Source organism: Roseburia rectibacter (genome assembly GCF_014287515.2).
Taxonomy (GTDB): domain Bacteria; phylum Bacillota; class Clostridia; order Lachnospirales; family Lachnospiraceae; genus Roseburia; species Roseburia rectibacter.
This window is the reverse complement of record NZ_CP092473.1, coordinates 934,325-951,646: the sequence shown is the minus strand read 5'-3', so window position 1 is coordinate 951,646 and position 17,322 is coordinate 934,325. Positions and strand designations below refer to the sequence as shown.

Sequence of the window (17,322 nt, the reverse complement as noted above, 5' to 3'; positions counted from 1 at the left end):
TTGTATAGATCTGTAATACTCTGCTGCAAAAAATGCACAGAACACCATACAAAACATAATCTGTGCAAAAATTTCTAATGCCCCGCAGCACGGGCAGAAATGGAGACATCATGTCCAAAGAACGTTCTTCGAATTTTGAATTATTACGTTTATTATGCATCTTTGGTATCCTGATGATGCACACTTTCGGAGGTATTGATACATCTGTATCACTGCTTAACACAGAGATCCATGTACTGGTCAATTCCATTTTTAACATGGGAGTTACCTGTTTTATATTAATTTCCGGTTATTTTGGTATCCGTTTTGATTTCAAAAAACTGATCCGGCTTGATCTCATGATCATCTTTTTTACGGTATTTGGTACGATCGCCGTCGGCAATTTTGGCATAAAATCACTGATTAAATCCTGTATTCCTGTAATTTCAAGATATTACTGGTTTATCAGCTGCTACTTTTTCCTCTGCTTTTTAACACCGTTTTTAAACCAGATCCCGGAAAAACTATCAAAGGAAAACTTTAGGAAGCTGCTTGCCATATTGCTGCTTCTTTTCTCTGTGATCCCTACTTTCGGATTTTTTGAGATCATGCAGGACGGTGGAAAAGGGTTAGTTCACATGGTTATGATCTATCTGCTCGGACGTTACCTTTCACTCTATCATAACCGCAGCCACAATGTTCATCGCCTTCTTTCAGGGCTGCTTCTTAGCATTGGCTTTATTTTCCTTGCGGACAGTTCGCTGACGTTTCTTCGTGGAAAACTCTATACGACCTTCTGCCGTGACTGCTCGATCTTCATTATATTCGGTTCTGTCATGGTATTGCTGCTGTTTCGGGAGATTCATTTTCACAGCCGTTTTATCAACCGTGCTGCAGGAAATGTACTTGCCATTTATGTGTTAGACGGAACGGTACAGACATTTCTGCTGAAATGGATCGATCTTAAACCTTATGCAGGATCATGGTTTTTAGTATTCCCTGCGATCGGTTATGTGCTTGCTATCATGGTAATTGCATGTCTGCTCAATGAAGTACGTAAAGCGACGATCGGACGTTTAGAGCCATGGATCGTGGATGTGGTCAACCGCGTGGTAATGTGGGGTGCAAATGTGGTAAGAACTGTAGCAGAAAAGTTAATGGCGTATTTTCTTGCCTGATGATGTTCACTTAAAAGACAAAAAGAGGTGTTCCGGAATTTCCCGGCACACCTCTTTTTTCCAAAATCCTGCTAATTACATTTCCTACAATAATTTCCGGAATACCGGCAATTTCTTCAAAACCAGCGTAACTGCCACTTCGATCAGAAAAGCAATCAGGATCTCAATGATGTACGCCGGCAGCATTCCGATCACAGGGGTTAATGTATTTGCAATGATATCCAGTCTTCCCCCTGTTCCGATAAATCCACCTAAAAGATAACATCCGAATACACAGCTTCCGACACATCCCAGAACTTTTTTCGTGTGCTCAGACAGACGTTCTTCCTGAAAGAGAAGTTTTGCATTTAAGAAGATCACAATGACCGGGACAGACAGCCATGTGCCAAGATATACTTCCTGGTAATTTCCAACGGAAAGGTAATCTTTATATACCATCATCTGCGTGAGAACTGCCGCAGCGATCACAGTCAGGTTTCTTCCTATATTCTGCGGCGTCACAAATTTTTTCTCACTGAAATATTGATCTAACCCATATCCGATCAGCGGATAAAAAATAACATACTGGAACAGTCCGCCGAAATTATAGTATCCGCAGAGTCCATATCCCCACAATACCCACGCTGTAGGTTTCAGGCAATCAAGCAATAACTGCAGAATGATCAGATACCAGAAGGTATTTTTTGTCATATTCTGTGCCAGCGGACGTAATATCGGTAAAATAGTGAGCACGCCAAGATAACTGTATAAAAACCAGTATGGCAGATAAACAAGATCTGATGGCAGGGATAAAAGGAAAGAAAACGGTGTAAACGGACGCTCTCCTTTTAATACCAGTTTCAGATAATATAAAAATGAAAACAGCACGATTACGAAAATCATGCGAAGAATCCTTTTTTGGAATAAGTCTTTTCCACTCTCATTTTTTCCGAGCAGAAGTGCACCGGATACCATGAAAAACAGTGGTACCGCACCTTTGCATATCATGGAAAGGAAAAACGATATTGCATATTCGACGCCACTTTGAACAGAAAATGACATAAATGCTGCAGAATGATTGTACATGACCATCAGGATCGCAGCAATGCGGATGGCTTCAAGGTAATATTTCTTTTTCATAACTAACTTTTCTCCTTTGTGTATAATGGAATAAACAAAACACTTACATATCCTTATCCGCCTTCCCGGTTGCTTCAATCCTGTGCTTTGATGAAGCTGTATCTATCGCTTTGCTTAAGTAATAGCCCTCCCACAGTTTCGGGGCAACGGCAAGTGCTGCCTCTTTCACTTTTTCATAATCTGCTTCACGGAGTACCTGATCCAGATCGCTGAGACGGTCAATAACGATACCGCAGGCATGCTCTTTTACAAAATATGCCATTCCTGACTGGCTCCATACGATAACAGGAAGACCTGACGCAAGGTAAAGTGCACATTTGTGTGAATTGTTGTATCGAAGGTATTCACCCAGGCCGCCTTCGATCTCATCTTTTCCGCTGCCATCCCAGACTAATCCATAATCCATCTCTGCAACTGCGAACGGTATCTCATCGGAAGACAATATTCCGTGATAATAACACCCATCTGCCAGCGTTTTTTCACGCTCCGGATCAAGTTTTCCCCATAATTCCATTCTGACATCAGAAGGTATCTCCATGACAGATAAAAATTCTGATTTGTTTAAATTGCCGGCAAATGCAATTTTTACTTCATTTTCTTTTTTGTGTGCATGCGATATTTCACGGATTTTAGCGATCTGTGTCTCATTCATCCGGTAATCCCAGATTCCGACCGGTATCATGTCCGAAGAAATACCGTTTTTCTTTAACATGGAAACAGTATTGACATTCGGTGCAAGAATTTTATCTGCTGCTGCAAGCGCTCTTACCTCACCGGGATCTCCATCGGTCTGTCCGTCATAGCGGAATGCATTCAGATCGTTGACAAAACAGATGATCCGGTATTTTTTTACACGCTGCAGGCTTTTTAACAGACGGATTTTTAAATGATTCTCCGGAATCGAATAAAATACATTGTCGTTTTTGTTCACGTGAAACAGTAAAAACAAAACCAGATATGGCAGATCTAACAGCTTTAAATATTTACTGCAGTGTTTTGGTACGCTCCAGATGATCTTTGCATTTTTATCTGCAAGCACAGAAAACACGTCCCGCATTGCTTTGCCTGCTGCATCAAATGTCTCATCCTGTCTTTGATTTAACACATAAATATTATTTTTCATGTTTTTCCTCCACTATGCCCGGATATAATAACATTCCGCACAAAAGTAAAAATATATTCATAAATCCATTTAACACAAACTGCTCTAACACGCCATACAATGCTAAAATTCCTATCATTACAAGTTCTTTATAACACTCCATCCGGTACAGTCTTATCATAGTTTTAAAGATGATCACAAAGAACAGTACCGCCACAAGAATACCTGCGTAAAATGTCACATTCATATAGCTGTTGTCGATCAGTCCATGATAACTCGTATAAAAAACTGCCTGCGTACGTGGAAACAGAGACAATCCCTGATCTTTATAATAAGTATTCATGATATAAACTCTTCCCGAAACGAGATGATTGATCTTATAAAGCAATGCATTATTTCCATCATAAAAAAGTGTTGTAAGCAGGGAAAATACTGCACCGACCGGCACCGAGCACACCAGTACAGACTTTATTTTTTTATTTTTTACAATCTTTTCAAATAAGATCAGCCCCCAGCAGAAAAAGAATACAAGCACACCCGTCCTGCAAAATGTCATCTTGTAAAAAACAAGTGCGATCAGCGAAGTCACAGCAAACCACAGTATATTTAATCTTTCATAATTATAATACAATACCAGAAGTAACGCCAAAAATATCGTCAGAAACGCTGTATTCGGTTCCCCCATTGCAAATCCGTAAACATGCTGTTCCACATAGCCCGAATCAAGTTTAGTCTGTTCTCCGATATTAAAAATTCCAATCAAAGAACCTCCCACCAGTATCACTGCTGCCACACAACGGATCCACACTGCGATCTGTGCAATCACAGAAAAACGACAGTTCTTCATCGCTGCCACCGTCATGATCGACAACAGCCACATGTTCTGTCTTGTGATCACGGAAAGCATCACTCCGATTCCCATCATACCTGCGATCCAGAATACTTCCCGCATGGTATATGTCGTAAATATCATTTTGATGCCCCAGAACAAGATCGCTGTATAAAAAAAATATTTATAGATATTGTCACCATGATCGTAGGAAAATGCTTTCATCAGTACGTTGATTGCAAAATAGGCATAAAAAGAGACAACTCCGATTTTTTTTACGTCAGCATTTTTTAAAAATGTTCTTACCGTATTCATTTGCTATCCCTCTATATTCCTCTCTTTTTGCCAGACACGCATATTCCTGCATAAATTGCCACTTCTATTAGGATTCCGAAAAATATCCCCGCCACTGCTGCTTTTGCAATTTCCTGTTTAAATTCCTGTATAGTAGGCGCATAAGCAAGATATCTCTGCTGAACATCTGCCACATATGGCGCATCTAATACATGTACTCCGTTTTTACCAATACTCTCCTGTACCGTATCTTCTATTGCCTCTAACAGATATCCGGCAAATTCCAGGGCATCACTTTCATTTTCCAATGAAAATGTTCCATAGGTTCTTGGGTATTTCACATGCACTGTAATCACAGCCGAAGAAGTATTCTGCTCTAAATCAAACATATCCTGATATGCCAGATATTCCATATCATATCCGCTTAACTGTTTCATCTTCTCATAGGTACTGCGGCTGCCTGCCACTGTGATCACGGTTCCAACACGCTCTGCAGCACTCTCTGTACTGTATTCCTCCACAAATAAAGATGCCATAACACGGTAATCATCCTCATAATTTTTTTCAGAAATATAAGAACGGTTTGAATAATATTTATACCCACCCAAAAGCATTGCTCCTGCCAGTGCTCCAACAAGCATCAGCCACCATACTTTAAGGTTTCCCTTCAGTATCTCCCATACCGTATATTCTCTGTCCGTCTCAAATGTACTTTTATCCACTACAGCTTCTCCGTTTTCTTTCCATTCATTTGCTTCTGCCAAAATTCTGCTTTCTGACTACATATATTTTTCATTTTACCGCAAAACACATGATTTTAAAAGCCTAAAAACAATATAAAAAAATCCGTACTTCATTTCTGAAATACGGATTTTTTCAATCTGCTTATTCAATTACAAGATCAAGCCAGTCATCTACCGGAACAAATCCGACATAAGTCTTACCTGTATTGATCTTAATCTCATTACCTGCCGCATCATAATAACGTGTCGGGGAAGTCATTTTCTCTTTTTTCCATGTAACCGGAATTGCTTTTCCGTTGGTCACATAATATCCTCCACCCTGACTGACACAGTCAAAGATCAGATAACCGTGTTCATCATACTGTGTATATCCGCAGCTCTGGATCAGAAGATTCTTAAAGCAAAGCTGTTTGTTGTCATTGCCCGGATCTACATGTGCTTTACCATACTCTGAATAATAATAGAGCTGGTCATCTGCATTGTACTCTAAATAAGAACCGTTATGAGGAAATGGAAGATCTACCAGTTTTGCATCAATTGCATCAGACGCTGATGAAAGATCCACCGGATTACTCTCACTTGCGAACTGATAATGTGGACCCTCATAATAGGAGGTATATTCTTTGGACACACCGCTGTTCTCAAAGTTCTTGTCCAGATCGCCCGGTAAGATATATTCGGTATACTCTCTTGATTTACCGTTATCCACACGGGAGAAAGTACCACTAAAATTATCCACACTCGGATCTGCCATATATTCATCAATATAGAAAGGACCGCCATCATGACAGATGACTGCATTCCACTCAGATGCGATCAGTATATTCGTCGGGCGCACACTCCGGATGCTTCCTAACTGTTTGATATTCTCCCAGTCTTTGACAAGTACCATAAATCTGGTGATCCTGCCGTTTAATGTACTGTTCATCATCTCATAAACAACATCTGCCTGGGATAATCCATAATGTGGCAATGCAATAGACTCATTGTCCACCATGACTGCGATCGGTCTCTGATTTTTAAGACTCTCATCGATCAGTTCGTTCGTCAGCTCGCTGCGATACATCCCCTCTGGAAGCACTTCCTCACTTTCAGTCTCAGTCTCCTCTGTTCCTGCTTCTGTCATGGCAACCTCTGTCGAATCAGCCGCCGTCTCGTCTGTGTTTTTGCTGCCGCATGCTGTAATGGATACTGTCATTGCAAGTGCAGTCAGCATTAAAATCGCTCTTCTCTTCAAACTAAATACCTCTCAAAGTAATTATTTGTGCATTTTGCGCACCGTTTCTGTTATTATACCACCCTTTAAGACTTTTTTACCATCTTATTTTCACGTTTTAAGAAAACCTTAAGGTAAAAAGCTGTAATTCATAAATTACTTCTTTTTCCACTTTGCATACAGTGTCTTATTTCCGCTGCTTCCTTTATTGATGACAGTAACTTTCTTTTTAAATTTCTTATCTAAATACCATCCCTTAAATACATACCCTTTTCTTGTCGGATTTTTCAGTTTGATCGTCGAGGTCTTGTATGTATATGCAGTCGGATTCTTCTTCGCATTTTTTCCACCGTTTAGCTTATAGGTGATCTTATATTTTGTGAGTTTCCACTGTGCGTACAGGGTAATGTTCTTTGTGAGCTTGATCTTCTGTTTATTTTTATAAGACTTTCCTTTTCCGTTCGCCTTGGTCTTCCAGCCCGCAAACGTGTAATATTTCTTCGAAAACTTATTTTTTGAGATCGCGGTGGAAACACCTTTTGCCATGCTCTGCTTGCTCATGCTTCCCTTGCCGCCATTGCTCTTGAATGTGATCTTATAAGTTGTCAGCTTTGCGAGTTTCTTCGATGAAACACTGCTGTCCGCATATTTATTGCAGACTGCAACTGCCTTCACCGTCTTACCAGGGGAAACTGTAAATGCTCCCGTATAACGTGTGCCCTTTGAATATGCCGCATTTGGCTCACTTCCGTCTGTGGTATAATAAATAACTGCCCCAGATGTTTTCGATGTTATTTTTACTTTATAGGAGGTACCGCTTACCGACGCTGAAATAACTGGCTTTGCTACTGTCTGAGTGATTGTGGCAATCGTTCCCGGTGCTGTGGATGTCGCCCCGGAGTCGATCGTACATGCCGGCAGGTACCCCTCCCAGATATCTTCTTCCGCATGGAAAACATAGGAACTATAATTTACTGTATCATAATAATTATCGCTTCTTTCAAAATAACCATAGTAAATGGTTCCGTCCGCATCATCCCATGTACAGTCTACATTGTACCAGGAATCGTTAAGGCGCACTTTATTCCACTCGTGATAGTAACTTGTTACTGCTACGGCATCGATTCCTGAGCCATTGCACATCATCTCAAATGCCTGTGAATATCCCGCACATACCGTCAGATCTGTGCAAAATACACTGTAGGCAGACTGGGAATATGCCGTATCCTCATCTTTAAAATTATTATCATATAAGGTCTGGTTATATTCCACTTTATCAATGATCAGATCATGGATCATTTTTACCTTTTTCTCATCTGTTGAACATGCATCGATCTTCTTCTGCCAGGATGAAACCTGACTCTGCACTTTTTTTGTTGCAGCTGCACGTGCGGAACCATTTGCAAATGCAGGATAAACACAGCCTGCAATACCATAAGTTCCATTTTTTAAGTATGCACTCTTTAAGAAATAGTACTGTGGATTTGAATAACGGAAGATCTGATATACCTCCTCCATCTGCGATAATGACAGCGAACTGCTGCCTACTATATCAATATAATAGTAAGTTGTCCCACTGATATTGTATTTTGCTGCATCTGCCTGTGTTGTCATATACTTTAAACAAACTTTATTCAAAGCATCCCAGTATGCCTTTTCCTTACTGCTTAACTGATTATAAAAATAATAACTTCCATATTTTTCCCAGGTACTGTTATAATATGCAGATGATTTTAAAATATTTTCTGCTTCTTCCTCTTCCGCAGTTTCGCGATCCAGTGTGATTTCACCAACTGCTTCAAACGGCAGAAGACCCGTCGGCATCTCCGAAAGTGTGGCTGATCTTGCTTCATTCTCTCCTGTTGTCTGCACATCCACCGTTTCTTCGGTTTCAGCAATTACTTCGACTGTCTGTGTCTCTGCTGCTTCTTCGGTTTCGGATGTTTCTTCAACCATCTGTGTTTCCGGTATTTCTTTCCCCTCTGTCGTCTGTATTTCTTCCGTTTCAGAGGTTTCTGTTTCGACTGTTACTCCCGGTGTTTCATTCTCAAGCAAAGCCTCGGCAGCACTTTTCTCCGTTTCTTCCTGCGTTACCTCTGCTGCGTAAGCACTCCCCATGTCTGCCGGTGCAAGCACAGTCCCCACAGAGACTAAGGCAGCCATAAACATTGCCAATACTCTTTTTTTCATACCTGACCTCCTGTTTCGTTTATACCTTATTTAACCTTTTCCATATCCTCACGGTTCGTATCCGAAACGATATAGTGCGGTCTTTTTTTGACTTCCAGATATGTCTTTGCGATATACTGTCCCATAATCCCCATACAGAATAACTGTATGCCGCCGATCAACGTGATAATACATACCGTTGACGCCCAGCCATCCACCGGATCTCCAAAGACCAGTTTTCGGATAACGATAAACACAACTGCTACAAACGATACAAATGTCATAAACATTCCGAACCAGGATGCTATGGAAAGCGGAGCCTGTGAAAAATTAATCACACCATCGATCGCATATTTAAATAACTTCCAGAAACTCCATTTTGTTTCTCCGGCAACGCGATTGACATTTTCATATGGAAGCCAGTATGTCTTAAACCCTATCCACCCGAAAATACCTTTCGAAAAACGGTTATACTCTCCCATCTCAACGATCGCATCAACCATGCTGCGTTTCATCAGCCGGAAATCTCTCGCACCATCTACAATGTCTGCATCTGAGATCTTATTGATCAGACTGTAAAATCTTCTTGCAAACCAGCTTCTGATCACCGGCTCTCCTTTTCTTGTTGCACGGCGTGTTGCCACACTGTCATATTCCTGATTCTCCAAAATATCGAGCATCTGCGGCAATAATGCCGGTGGATCCTGCATATCTGCATCCATTACTGCTGCATAATCACCGGTCACATTACAAAATCCGGCATACATTGCAGCTTCCTTGCCAAAATTTCTGGAAAATCCGATATAAGTCACATGATCATCTTCTTTTGCGAACTCTTTCAAAAGCCCCAGTGTACCATCCTTTGATCCATCATTGACAAAAATCATCTCATAATCACAGTCCATGGACTGCATCACTTTTTTTGTTTCCCGATAAAAAATCGGTAACGCTTCCTGCTCATTATAGCACGGAATAATCAATGAAATTTTCATATGTTTCTCTATTCTCCCTTTTCCTCATTCTTATCTTGTTTGATCCATGTTCGTTCGCTGATGATATAACGTGGTCTCGCCTTGACTTCCATATAGATTTTTCCAATATATTCACCCAGCACGCCAAGACAGACGAGCTGTACACCTCCCATAAAACAGATCACACAGATCGTACTTGCCCATCCGGTCACAGTTCTGCCGCAGATCTGTGTAATGACCGCCCACAAAACGCCAATAAAACTTAATACAGATACTCCGATACCAATACCAGAAATAAGACGCAGCGGTTTTACACTTAAACTTGTGATTCCATCAATCGCGAGATTGACCATCTTTGCAAGTGGGTAATGTGATCTGCCCGCAATCCGCGCGTGCCTCTCATAAAAAACACTTGTGCTCTTAAATCCAACCAGAGGGATCATTCCCCGTAAAAACAGATTTACCTCCTTAAATCCGGCAAATTCTTTTAAAACCCTCGCCGAAACCAGGCGGTAATCCGCATGATTGTAAATGGTCTCCACCCCCATCCATATTAAAATTTTATAAAATGCCTGTGCCGTAAGCCTCTTGAAGAAAGTATCCGTATCGCGCTTACTTCTGACTCCATAAACCACTTCTGCACCATCATAATAAGCATCTACCATTGCTTCCATTGTCGCAATATCATCCTGTCCATCACAGTCAATTGAGATTGTGATGTCAGCGACATCTTTTGCCTCCATCAGTCCCGCAAGAACCGCATTCTGATGTCCCCTGTTGCGGCTCTGGCTTATTCCGATAAAATAAGGATTTTCTCTGGCAAGTTTCTCTATGATCTCCCATGTGCGATCCCTGCTCCCGTCATTCACAAAAAGTATACGGCTCTTTTGACTTATCTTTTCCTTCTTAATCAACAACAATAATTCCTCTAAAAAAAGACCGGAAGTTACCGGTAAAACTTCTTCTTCATTATAGCACGGAATTACAATATATAAGATTGCCTTCATTGACATTCTCCCTTTTTCTCTGCACAGACATATCCTTCGATTCTGCTCCTTACCCGGATATACCTTTTTATTTCCGGAAAACCCACAATTTACTGATCACATAATTCAATATGATTACAATAATCTGTGCCGCTATCTTAACTGCCATACTTCCAAATCCAAGCTCTGTGATAAACACAAAAAGTATCACTTCTTCCACAAGCAGCGTTGCAACACGTCCGCCAAAAAAGTTCATCATCTGTACAAAAAATTCTTTTGCTCCATTCGTCTTTCCATCAAATACCCAGATACGGTTCGTAAAAAAAGCAAATAAAACTGCTAAGATCCAGGAAAAAATGTTGGCAACAAGCTCATTCATTCCAAGTGAAACATTAAAAAAGGCATATGTGATAACACTTATCACAAATGTCAATCCGCCAAAAAATAAATATAATAGCATTTCCTTATGTTTTTTATAAAATGGTTCAAAAATATTTAAAACAGGCAGATGCATCAGCCGGTCAAATATATCCTGTTTCTTTGTATCCATATATTCCTCCGTTCTTTCGTGCAGCTCTATCATAACTTTCTAATTATAGAGTATTCATGGTCTGCTGTCAACGAACCTGAATCATTTGCAGGTTCCCGATTTTCTCAGATTTTTCCATCATATTTTTCCTCTCTTTGTAAATAATAGAATTAGGACATACAGTAATTCTTACTTGTAAATCCTAATACCAAACAGTAACTATTCTAAATAGTTACAACAAATAACAGACTAATTTACGGAGGTGAAATCCATGAGTGGATCTAACAATTCTGGTTCTAACACCAGCAAAATGGCTGTACCACAGGCAAAAGAAGCTATGAACCGTTTTAAACAGGAAGTAGCAAGCGAGATCGGTGTGCCGTTAAAAGAAGGTTACAACGGTGACCTTACTTCTGCACAGGCAGGAAGCATCGGCGGCGAGATGGTCAAAAAAATGATCATGAAACAGGAAGAGCAGATGTCAGGCAAGTAAAAAAACAACTTGCCGGAAGTAAAAAAGCCTCCACATCCATGGCGTGATGTGGAGACTTTTTCTATTTATTCACGATGATCTGTTCTGTGCCTGATGCCTGCGATCCGTTATTTTTCATTTGCACGGTACACAAGCCCCTGACGGACATGCTCTACCGTTTCATCATCGGTAAAGTAACGCACGATCTCAAATGCAAATGGAATCGCTGTTCCCATGCCGCGGCTTGTGATGAAGCTGCCGTCTACTACGACCTCGTCCTCGCTGGTCGTAGCACCGGTTAATTTTTCTTCAAATCCAGGATGACAGGTTGCATGCTTTCCTTCTAACAGCCCTGCTGCACCTAATACACTCGGAGCTGCACAGATTGCGGCAACTAACTTTCCTTCATCTGCGAACTTGCGGATCACGGCATTGACAGTTTCATTTTCCAGCAGATGTATAGTTCCCGGCATTCCACCCGGAAGCACGATTCCATCCAAATCCTCATATCCTGTTTCTTCTGCAAGTACATCTGCTAAAAAAGTAACTCCGTGGGAGCTTGTTACTTCTTTTTTCCCGGTGACAGAGATCATAACGATCTCCATTTTTGCACGACGCACAATATCAACTACGGTAAGTCCTTCAATTTCCTCACAGCCGTCTGCCATGAAAATTCCAATTTTACTCATAAATATTGCCTGCCTTTCTTTTATGTACGGTATCACATTCAGCTTAATAATTTAAATAAAGTATAACAAACTGTTTTTTTGCGGTCAATGGCTACCTGTTTTCTGCATGTATGCTCTTATTTATCTATAGTAATTAATTCCTTCAAATTATCTGGAAACTCCTTATGCATATCTTTTAAAAGTCCCTCCTTTTATCTCTGCTGTAACCATTCCGTACTTTTCCTGTGACTTACTTTTTTGTAATACTAATACTATCTTATATTTTCGTTTCATAAACTCATCTATATTTTTAGGAATTACCAATTAATTTAGAGTACTCATATGCAGCTCTATAAATTGCATCCAATAGTTCACTATCAGAAAGTCTTGAATTAACTGTCATTTTTCTCCTACGTAAAAAGGTCCTGCTTACGCAAGACCTTTATCTTTGTTAATACTGCTACTGGTTTATTTAGGTGTGTGCCACCCGAAAGCCTTCCACTTTCATGCGAAATCAACTATTATATTTGTAAATATTTTTCTTTGTCTCTTTGTAACCTCTATCGAAATCTTCTTTTTTCTTACCTGTACAACTGGTATAATAATATACAGCGATGTTGTTTTCCTACATCCCTTTAAAATCATTTCACAAATAACAAAAAGGAGTTCTCTACCATGGAAATCGAACGCAAATATTTAATAAAAACATTACCGGAGCATTTAGAACAGTACCCCTGCAAAGTGATCGAACAGGGTTACTTAAATACCAACCCGGTCGTGCGTATCCGCCGTTCCAATGACGATTATATTCTAACCTACAAAGGCAAAGGAATGATGGTGCGCGAAGAATATAATCTGCCTTTGAATGAGGAAGCATTTCTTCATCTGAAAGAAAAAATTGATGGCAGGCTGATCAAAAAGCGCCGCTATCTGATCCCGCTTGCACCAAAATACACGATCGAACTGGATGTATTTGAAGGAGATTTAGCCCCACTGCTGCTCGCAGAAGTAGAGTTTGAGACTGAAGAAGAAGCAAACAGCTTTACTCCCCCGGAATGGTTTGGGGAAGATGTAACATTCTCCGGCAAATATCATAACAGCCAGTTAAGCAGACTTTCCTGACACTTCGTTATCTGCATTTAAAATGGGTGTGGCAAAACAGCCACACCCATTTTTACTTTTTATATTTTTTTGCTGTCTTTGAGCAGTCTGTACAACGTCGGTGTAAAATGAAACTCCTCCATCATATTTTCCACTTCTGTGAGATAATTTTGTTTTACCGCACGCGGCACAACTTTCTTCTGTACTGCACGGATCAGGATATTCTTTGGCGTATGCGCAAAATCGACAAACTCTAAAAGCTGTGTTTTGTATCCGCATACCTCTAACAAGTTTGCACGGATCGCATCGGTTGCAAGCGCTGAGAAACGCTCTTTAATGATGCCGTAACGTGTCAGCAGTGAGAACTGGTCTGTCTTTATCTGTCCGTTTAACTCATGCTGGCAGCATGGCACGGAAAAAATCATCTTTGCATTCCACTGCACGGCATTGTAAAGCGCATAATCTGTCGCTGTATCACAGGCATGCAATGTTACGACCATGTCTACCGGAAATGGTGTCTGATAGCCGTTAATATCACCTAATTCAAAATGCAGATTCTGATAGCCGTATTTTTCTGCTGCAAGGTTACAGTTTTTAATAACCTCATCTTTCAGATCAAGTCCAATGATCTGTACATTCATTTTTTTTACTTCTGAAAAATAATAATATAAAATAAATGTCAGATAAGACTTACCACACCCAAAATCAATGATATTTAAGTGGTCATACGGATAATCACGCACCCCGTCTTCAATAATTTCAAGAAAACGGTTGATCTGGCGAAACTTATCGTACATGGTACGGACTACTTTTCCCTCTGCCGTAAAAACTCCCATATCAATCAGCGGCGGAATCACGGTTCCCTCTTCCAACAGATATTTCTTTTTACGGTTATGGGATTCCTGCGCTTTTGCGGCGCCCTCTGCCTGCTTCTTACAGCGGTAAGTCACTTTTCCTTTTTTCGAGATCAAAAGCATATATTCACTGTTGCCATCCCAGGCATTTAACTGTAAAAATTCACTGCCAACACGCTCTGACAAATAGCTCAAAAGTCTATCCGGCTCTATTTTTTCATGAAAAACCTGTTTCTGCGTATAGGCTGCTGCCTGGTAACCGGACGATTTTTTTTCGATCTCGATCTTGCGGTATTTTGCAGCTTTGTCAGAGGGTTTGCTGACGATCATCTTGTAAACCTCCTGCTGCGTGATCTGTTGTAATTTTGATTTTAATTCTTCTGAAACCATGTAATCTCCATTTTTGTACACTAATCCTCAACAAATAGCCGTGTGAAAAACAAACCCGCAGTCTTATTTTCCACACAGATTATCTGAGACGTGTGCTCTCAAAACGCTGTCTGGTACGGATGCACTGTTTGAGCTGCTCATAACGGTCATCGAGATCTCCTTCCGGGATCACAACGTCTAAAACAACTGCCATATTGTTGATCATTTTATCTGTAATGATATCGCGCATGGATGTCAGGATATTATACTTTTCCTCAAAGGAATCCGCATCTAAAAACTCCATAAGTTTCGGTTCTACCTGCTCTTCTGTATCAGACGGAACACTTTTATTTTCCTGCGTGCCGGTATCTCCACTCTGATCCTGCACATCCTCTTTCTTCTCCCGCTCCACCAGCTCAAACCGGTATTTCTGCGTAACCTCCGGATATTTTTCGTGATCCACTTCACTGGTAAACATGGAGAGCGGTCTTGCGTACACGCCAAAATCTCCATATAACGCCTGGTAAATGACCAGTTTTTCTCCTGTTTCAGAATGTGTCGCAATCGTTACGATCTGATATAATTTATTTTTAAAATGGCGGTAAATCTCGCCACTTACCGGTATTCTTTCTGCCATACTGTTGCTGTCCTTTCTTTCACCTTATGCCGTATGTACTTCTGTCAATCCCGCAATTTCGTCCGGCAGCTCAAAACGGTTTAACATCTCCACTCCTTCTGCCACAAAATCGCGCTCAAAACTCAGATTCGCCTGATATCCCATGATCATCAGATCATTGACCTGATCCATCAGGGAACATTCTTCCTCACACTCCCCATGTACCTTTTGGGGCGGCTCTCCTGTTTTTTCATAAAACTGTTTCCGCAGTTCGTCCGTCTGATTTTCATTGACGTTTAAATCTGCACGGCTTAAAATAGTATCTTTCCCGGGATTTGAAACAGGGCGCGCTGCCTGCGTAGACTTTGCCGCATTCGATGCAACCGTGCCATACTTCTGCTGCAGTCTCTGTTTTAATTCCTGCTGTCTTGCAGATAATTCTCTCTGCATCGCATTTGCCGCATCCGCAATAATATCCGGTCTTCCTGCATGACCACCATAAGAAACCTGTGTCTGTGGTACATTTTTTCTTCCTCCGCCGGGCTGATTCGGCACAGCCGCTTTCTTTTGCACTCCTTCTTTTTTCTTTTTATCACTGTAAATCCCTGCTGCAATGCCAATAATTATCACAATCAGACCAAACAAATCATCCATAACTTTTCATGCTCCTCTCCTCTTTAACTTCGTAAAAATGTTATATATACAAAGTTCACTATTCGTATTATAATATTTTAATATACGTTTCTCAACAAAATTTTACTCTTTGGAGGATATATGTTACCAAAAAAAATAAAGCGTCTCTCTGGCATGCAGTTGATCGCACTTGGTTTTCTTCTGCTTATCTTAGGCGGAACATGTCTTTTGATGCTTCCCTGCTCTTCCCGCACCGGTGAATTTACCCCTTTTATCACAGCACTTTTTACGGCAACAAGCGCCACCTGCGTCACCGGTCTTATTCTGGTCGATACCTATACGCACTGGTCCTTCTTTGGACAGCTTGTATTATTACTTTTAATCCAGATCGGCGGTCTTGGCTTTATTACCATCGGCACTGCCGTCTCTTTAGTTTTGCGCCGGAAGATCGGTTTGAAAGAACGTGGCTGGATCAAGGAAAGTTTTAATGTTCTGGATATCGGCGGCGCAGTGCGCCTGATCAAACGCGTACTAAAAGGTACTGTATTATTCGAAGGCATCGGTGCATTGCTGTTATTTACCCGCTTCTATCCTAAAATGGGATTTTCGAATGGACTTTATTACAGTATTTTCCATTCCATATCAGCCTTTTGTAATGCCGGATTTGATATCATGGGAAAATATAAGCCGTATTCTTCTTTTACTGCCTATTATGACGATCCTGTGGTCAGCTTTACGCTGTGCGCCTTAATCCTGATTGGCGGGATTGGATTTATTGTATGGAGTGACATCATTGATCATAAATGGCATTTTAAGAAATATGCCCTGCAGACCAAAATGGTCTTGAGTTTTTCGGCAGTTCTGGTATTTGGCGGAGCTTTACTGTTTTATTTGCTGGAACGAAATAATCTTTACGCCGATATGAGCACGACAGGCATCATCTGCAGTTCTTTTTTCAGTGTGATTACACCAAGAACAGCCGGTTTTAATACACTTGACATTGGTGCTTTCACGGAGGGCGGCAAACTGCTTACCATTATCCTGATGTTCATCGGAGGCGGTTCCGGTTCCACGGCGGGCGGCGTCAAAATGGCAACCATTTTTGTTCTGCTCCTGCATCTGCGCTCCACACTCTTAAGAACGACCGGGACAAATATTTTTGGCCGCAGGATCGAAGATGATACGATCACAAAAGCATCCGCCCTGCTTTGTACCTATCTGTTTGCCGGACTTGCCGCAACGCTCGCAATCTGCGGCATGCAGGGTTTCTCTGTCGGTGACACGCTTTTTGAAGTCATATCCGCAATCTGTACTGCGGGAATGACAGCCGGACTGACCAGTCAGCTTAATTTTATTTCACGACTTATTATCATTTTTCTGATGTATATCGGTCGCCTTGGAAGTCTTTCCTTTGCACTTTCTTTTACCGACCATAAAAAACTAACACATATCATGCAGCCGGTAGAACGCATCAACATCGGCTGAGAAAGGAAT

At 41.0% G+C, this 17,322-nt stretch carries 17 protein-coding genes; 4 read left to right on the top strand and 13 right to left on the bottom strand.

Going from position 1 to position 17,322, the window contains the following annotated elements; all coding sequences use genetic code 11:
* The first annotated feature begins 110 nt into the window (after window positions 1–110).
* Window positions 111–1,157, top strand: coding sequence for an acyltransferase family protein (locus H8S51_RS04555; protein WP_186900121.1), 1,047 nt, complete (start codon window positions 111–113; stop codon window positions 1,155–1,157).
* An 84-nt stretch (window positions 1,158–1,241) separates the two neighbouring features.
* On the opposite strand, the gene H8S51_RS04550 is transcribed toward H8S51_RS04555, so the two are convergent.
* The 9 genes from H8S51_RS04550 to H8S51_RS04510 all read right to left on the bottom strand — a co-directional run bounded on the left by H8S51_RS04550 (window position 1,242) and on the right by H8S51_RS04510 (window position 11,136).
* On the bottom strand, window positions 1,242–2,276 hold the full coding sequence (locus H8S51_RS04550; protein WP_186900120.1) for an acyltransferase: 1,035 nt from the start codon (window positions 2,274–2,276) through the stop codon (window positions 1,242–1,244).
* 43 nt (window positions 2,277–2,319) lie between these two features.
* Entirely contained in the window at window positions 2,320–3,399 is a 1,080-nt protein-coding gene (locus H8S51_RS04545) for a hypothetical protein (protein WP_186900119.1), read from the bottom strand.
* Window positions 3,389–4,522 (bottom strand): hypothetical protein, encoded by a 1,134-nt coding sequence (locus tag H8S51_RS04540; RefSeq protein WP_186900118.1) that lies wholly within the window; start codon window positions 4,520–4,522, stop codon window positions 3,389–3,391. Before H8S51_RS04540 ends, H8S51_RS04545 begins: the two co-directional genes overlap by 11 nt.
* An 11-nt stretch (window positions 4,523–4,533) precedes the next feature.
* Entirely contained in the window at window positions 4,534–5,265 is a 732-nt protein-coding gene (locus H8S51_RS04535) for a toxin-antitoxin system, toxin component (RefSeq protein WP_241070895.1), read from the bottom strand.
* Window positions 5,266–5,386: 121 nt separating this feature from the next.
* On the bottom strand, window positions 5,387–6,481 hold the full coding sequence (locus tag H8S51_RS04530) for a DUF3048 domain-containing protein (RefSeq protein WP_241070894.1): 1,095 nt from the start codon (window positions 6,479–6,481) through the stop codon (window positions 5,387–5,389).
* Between the two features lie 135 nt (window positions 6,482–6,616).
* Window positions 6,617–8,650: an InlB B-repeat-containing protein gene (locus H8S51_RS04525; RefSeq protein ID WP_186900117.1), complete on the bottom strand. Its 2,034-nt coding sequence runs from the start codon at window positions 8,648–8,650 to the stop codon at window positions 6,617–6,619.
* Between the two features lie 26 nt (window positions 8,651–8,676).
* Entirely contained in the window at window positions 8,677–9,621 is a 945-nt protein-coding gene (locus H8S51_RS04520) for a glycosyltransferase family 2 protein (protein ID WP_118210161.1), read from the bottom strand.
* A gap of 8 nt (window positions 9,622–9,629) precedes the next feature.
* Window positions 9,630–10,607, bottom strand: coding sequence for a glycosyltransferase family 2 protein (locus H8S51_RS04515; RefSeq protein ID WP_118210162.1), 978 nt, complete (start codon window positions 10,605–10,607; stop codon window positions 9,630–9,632).
* A gap of 67 nt (window positions 10,608–10,674) precedes the next feature.
* Window positions 10,675–11,136, bottom strand: coding sequence for a GtrA family protein (locus tag H8S51_RS04510; RefSeq protein WP_117921003.1), 462 nt, complete (start codon window positions 11,134–11,136; stop codon window positions 10,675–10,677).
* 250 nt (window positions 11,137–11,386) lie between these two features.
* On the opposite strand from H8S51_RS04510, the gene H8S51_RS04505 reads away from it, so the two are divergent.
* Window positions 11,387–11,608 carry an alpha/beta-type small acid-soluble spore protein gene (locus H8S51_RS04505; protein ID WP_015559764.1) on the top strand — a complete coding sequence of 74 codons (222 nt, stop codon included), beginning with the start codon at window positions 11,387–11,389 and terminating at the stop codon, window positions 11,606–11,608.
* Between the two features lie 107 nt (window positions 11,609–11,715).
* On the opposite strand, the gene H8S51_RS04500 is transcribed toward H8S51_RS04505, so the two are convergent.
* On the bottom strand, window positions 11,716–12,276 hold the full coding sequence (locus H8S51_RS04500) for a DJ-1 family glyoxalase III (protein ID WP_117921004.1): 561 nt from the start codon (window positions 12,274–12,276) through the stop codon (window positions 11,716–11,718).
* Between the two features lie 654 nt (window positions 12,277–12,930).
* Between H8S51_RS04500 and H8S51_RS04495 the strand changes: the two genes are divergently transcribed.
* Window positions 12,931–13,377 carry a CYTH domain-containing protein gene (locus tag H8S51_RS04495; RefSeq protein ID WP_117921005.1) on the top strand — a complete coding sequence of 149 codons (447 nt, stop codon included), beginning with the start codon at window positions 12,931–12,933 and terminating at the stop codon, window positions 13,375–13,377.
* Window positions 13,378–13,436: 59 nt separating this feature from the next.
* Here H8S51_RS04495 and H8S51_RS04490 read toward each other — a convergent pair whose 3' ends face one another.
* The 3 genes from H8S51_RS04490 to H8S51_RS04480 all read right to left on the bottom strand — a co-directional run bounded on the left by H8S51_RS04490 (window position 13,437) and on the right by H8S51_RS04480 (window position 15,849).
* A complete protein-coding gene (locus tag H8S51_RS04490; RefSeq protein WP_186900116.1) occupies window positions 13,437–14,600 on the bottom strand; it encodes a class I SAM-dependent methyltransferase in 1,164 nt (387 codons plus the stop codon).
* 79 nt (window positions 14,601–14,679) lie between these two features.
* The gene (locus tag H8S51_RS04485) at window positions 14,680–15,216 is read right to left on the bottom strand and encodes a DUF1653 domain-containing protein (protein WP_186900115.1); all 537 of its coding nucleotides are present in this window, start codon (window positions 15,214–15,216) and stop codon (window positions 14,680–14,682) included.
* Window positions 15,217–15,240: 24 nt separating this feature from the next.
* Complete coding sequence (locus H8S51_RS04480; protein ID WP_186900114.1) at window positions 15,241–15,849, bottom strand: hypothetical protein; 609 nt, start codon at window positions 15,847–15,849, stop codon at window positions 15,241–15,243.
* 120 nt (window positions 15,850–15,969) lie between these two features.
* Here H8S51_RS04480 and H8S51_RS04475 point away from each other — a divergent pair, with 120 nt between their 5' ends.
* On the top strand, window positions 15,970–17,313 hold the full coding sequence (locus H8S51_RS04475; RefSeq protein ID WP_186900113.1) for a TrkH family potassium uptake protein: 1,344 nt from the start codon (window positions 15,970–15,972) through the stop codon (window positions 17,311–17,313).
* The last annotated feature ends 9 nt before the right edge of the window (window positions 17,314–17,322 follow it).

Excerpts from the sequence above, each read along its gene's own strand:
- H8S51_RS04555 (WP_186900121.1), top strand. The coding sequence starts at position 111 with ATGTCCAAAGAACGTTCTTCGAATTTTGAATTATTACGTTTATTATGC.
- H8S51_RS04550 (WP_186900120.1), bottom strand. The coding sequence starts at position 2,276 with ATGAAAAAGAAATATTACCTTGAAGCCATCCGCATTGCTGCGATCCTG.
- H8S51_RS04545 (WP_186900119.1), bottom strand. The coding sequence starts at position 3,399 with ATGAAAAATAATATTTATGTGTTAAATCAAAGACAGGATGAGACATTT.
- H8S51_RS04540 (WP_186900118.1), bottom strand. The coding sequence starts at position 4,522 with ATGAATACGGTAAGAACATTTTTAAAAAATGCTGACGTAAAAAAAATC.
- H8S51_RS04525 (WP_186900117.1), bottom strand. The coding sequence starts at position 8,650 with ATGAAAAAAAGAGTATTGGCAATGTTTATGGCTGCCTTAGTCTCTGTG.
- H8S51_RS04520 (WP_118210161.1), bottom strand. The coding sequence starts at position 9,621 with ATGAAAATTTCATTGATTATTCCGTGCTATAATGAGCAGGAAGCGTTA.
- H8S51_RS04515 (WP_118210162.1), bottom strand. The coding sequence starts at position 10,607 with ATGAAGGCAATCTTATATATTGTAATTCCGTGCTATAATGAAGAAGAA.
- H8S51_RS04510 (WP_117921003.1), bottom strand. The coding sequence starts at position 11,136 with ATGGATACAAAGAAACAGGATATATTTGACCGGCTGATGCATCTGCCT.
- H8S51_RS04505 (WP_015559764.1), top strand. The coding sequence starts at position 11,387 with ATGAGTGGATCTAACAATTCTGGTTCTAACACCAGCAAAATGGCTGTA.
- H8S51_RS04500 (WP_117921004.1), bottom strand. The coding sequence starts at position 12,276 with ATGAGTAAAATTGGAATTTTCATGGCAGACGGCTGTGAGGAAATTGAA.
- H8S51_RS04495 (WP_117921005.1), top strand. The coding sequence starts at position 12,931 with ATGGAAATCGAACGCAAATATTTAATAAAAACATTACCGGAGCATTTA.
- H8S51_RS04490 (WP_186900116.1), bottom strand. The coding sequence starts at position 14,600 with ATGGTTTCAGAAGAATTAAAATCAAAATTACAACAGATCACGCAGCAG.
- H8S51_RS04485 (WP_186900115.1), bottom strand. The coding sequence starts at position 15,216 with ATGGCAGAAAGAATACCGGTAAGTGGCGAGATTTACCGCCATTTTAAA.
- H8S51_RS04480 (WP_186900114.1), bottom strand. The coding sequence starts at position 15,849 with ATGGATGATTTGTTTGGTCTGATTGTGATAATTATTGGCATTGCAGCA.
- H8S51_RS04475 (WP_186900113.1), top strand. The coding sequence starts at position 15,970 with ATGTTACCAAAAAAAATAAAGCGTCTCTCTGGCATGCAGTTGATCGCA.